Origin of the sequence: Corallococcus sp. AB049A, assembly GCF_003668885.1 — a bacterium.
In the GTDB taxonomy this organism is placed as follows: domain Bacteria; phylum Myxococcota; class Myxococcia; order Myxococcales; family Myxococcaceae; genus Corallococcus; species Corallococcus interemptor.
Map to the genome: position 1 here is coordinate 1 of NZ_RAWL01000695.1, position 2507 is coordinate 2507.

At 72.2% G+C, this 2507-nt stretch carries 1 protein-coding gene; it reads right to left on the bottom strand.

All coding sequences use genetic code 11. From position 1 onward, the window contains the following. A partial coding sequence (locus D7X55_RS38360; protein WP_121725621.1) for a PAS domain-containing protein occupies window positions 1-2503 on the bottom strand: 2503 nt, incomplete at its 3' end. Window positions 2504-2507: the final 4 nt, after the last annotated feature.

The following is a 2507-nucleotide window of genomic DNA, read 5'->3' on the forward strand; positions in this document are numbered from 1 at the left end:
TCACCGGGGTCTCCGGCTGGAAGGAGCGCGGCAGGTACACCTTCACCGTCGTGCCGTGCCCCAGCTCGCTGTAGAGCTTCACGTGGCCGCCGGACTGCTTCACGAAGCCGTACACCATGCTCAGCCCCAGGCCCGTGCCCCGGCCCTCCGGCTTCGTGGTGAAGAAGGGCTCGAACGCGCGCTCCATCACCTCCGGCGTCATGCCCCCGCCCGTGTCGGACACCGCCAGCAGCACGTACGACCCCGCCAGCACCTCCGGGTGGGCTTGCGCGTAGTGGTCGTCCAGCGACGCGTTGCTCAGCTCCAGCGTCAGCCTCCCGGCGCCTCCCATCGCGTCGCGCGCGTTGATGGCCAGGTTGAGGATGACGTTCTCCAGCTGGTGCGGATCCGCCAGCGTGTTCCACAGCCCGCCGCCGATGACCGTCTCCAGCTCCACGTCCTCGCCCAGCGCGCGGCGCAACAGGTCATCCATTCCCCGCAGCAGCCGGCCCAGGCTCAAGGAGCGCGGCTCCAGCGGCTGCCGCCGCGAGAACGCCAGCAACTGCCCCGACAACCGCGCCCCGCGCTCCACCGCGCTCAGCGCCGAGCGCACCCGGCTCAACCCCCGCTCGTTGCCCGCGAGGTCGCGCTGGAGCAACTGGAGATTGCCGCCCACCACCTGGAGCAGGTTGTTGAAGTCGTGCGCCACGCCGCCCGTGAGCTTGCCCACCGCCTCCATCTTCTGCGCCTGCCGCAGCTGGTCCTCCGTCTGCCGCTGCGCCGTGACGTCGCGCCCGCTGGCGTACAGCACGCCGTCCTCCGGCACCGGCACCGCCGTCCAGGAGATGCGCCGGTAGCCGCCGTTCTTGCAGCGGTAGGCGCTCTCGAAGCTCAGCGTGGGATTTCCTCCCTCCAGGCTGTGCACCTCGGCGCGCGTGCGCGCGTAGTCCTCCGGGCGCTCCAGCCACTCCGACGTGCGGCCCAGCAGCTCCTCCTCCGTCCACCCCAGCATCCGCGTCCAGGCCGGGTTGACGCTGAGGAACCTCCCCTCCGCCAGGCTCCCCACCACCAGCAGGTCCTGGGACACGTTCCACACGCGGTCGCGCTCCCGCGTGCGCTGCTCCACGCGCTCCTCCAGCGTCTCGTTGGCCTTCTTCAGGTCCGCCAGCGCCTTGAGCCGGGACAGCGTCGCCCACACGCGGTCGGCCACGTTGCGGCACAGCTCAATCTCCTCGTCCGTCCACACGCGCGGCTGCACGTCGTGCAGGAACAGCACCGCCACGAACCGGCCGTGCTCCAGGAGGGGGATGTTGAACAGCGCCCGGATGCCCACCTGCTCCAGCGTGGCCGCCCGCGGCGCCGTGCGCGGGTCCTCCCGCACGTCCGGGATGGCCACCACCTGGCCCTTGAGCAGGTCCTCCAGGAACACGCCGTAGTCGTGGAAGCGGTGCACCCCCTCCACGCGCCCCACGTCCGGTGACGCCACCCAGTTCGGGTGCATCAGCACCAGCGCGTGCGCCGCGTCCACCGTGCCGTAGCCCGCGCGCGGCACGCCCAGCAGCCGCCCCACCACCTCCATGGCCAGCTGCGCGGCGGCGTCCGGGGACGTGGCCTCGCGCAGCCGGTCCGCCATGTCCAGCAGCGCCGCCTGCCGCAGCTCCGCGTGCTTGCGCGCGTCGATGTCCACCAGCACGCCGGGAAAGCGCAGCGGCCTGCCCTGCGCGGAGAGGTGGCAGTGGCCGCTGGCCTCCACCCACCGGTAGACGCCGTCGGCGCGGCGCACGCGGTACTCGGCGCGGTACGCACCGCCCGCCTTCAGCACGCGGGCGATGACGGCCTCCACCCCGGGCCGGTCCTCCGGGTGGATGGCCGCCACGAACTGCTCAAGGGGCAGTCCTTCGCGCGCCTGCATCGGATCCAGCGAGAAGGAGTGCGCGAAGCGCTCGTCCGCGACGACGCGGTTGCCGGGCACGTCCCACACCCAGGTGCCAATCATCGCCTCGGCGTTCAGCGCCAGCTGCACGCGCTCGTTCGCCGCGCGCAGCGCGTCGTCGGCCAGGTGGCGCTCGGTGACGTCCTGGGCGATGCCAACGAGCTGCACCGGCTTGCCGGCCGCGTCGTACACCAGCGACGCGCGCCGGTGGATCCACCGCACCTCGCCGGTGTCCCGCTTGCGGACGCGGTACTCCACCGACGGCGTGACCTGCCCCGCGGCCCGGGTGCGCGCGTTGGACACATGGCGCCGGTCCTCCTCCAGCGCCAGCGCCTCGATGTCCGTCGCGGGCAGCGTCTCCGTGATGGGCACGCCGTACAGCCGGCAGAACTCCGGCGTCACCGTCATCAGGTTGGTGGCGATGTCCAACGTGAACACGCCAATGCCGCCCGCCTCCTGCGCCAGCCGCAGCTGTTCGTGCTTCACGCGCGCGTCGGCGCCGTCATCCAGGCCCGCGTCGCGCAAGCGCAGCCGCAGACGTTCGACCTCGGCCCTCAGGGCCTGTTCGGTTTCGGAAGGGGGCGCGCTCATGAGC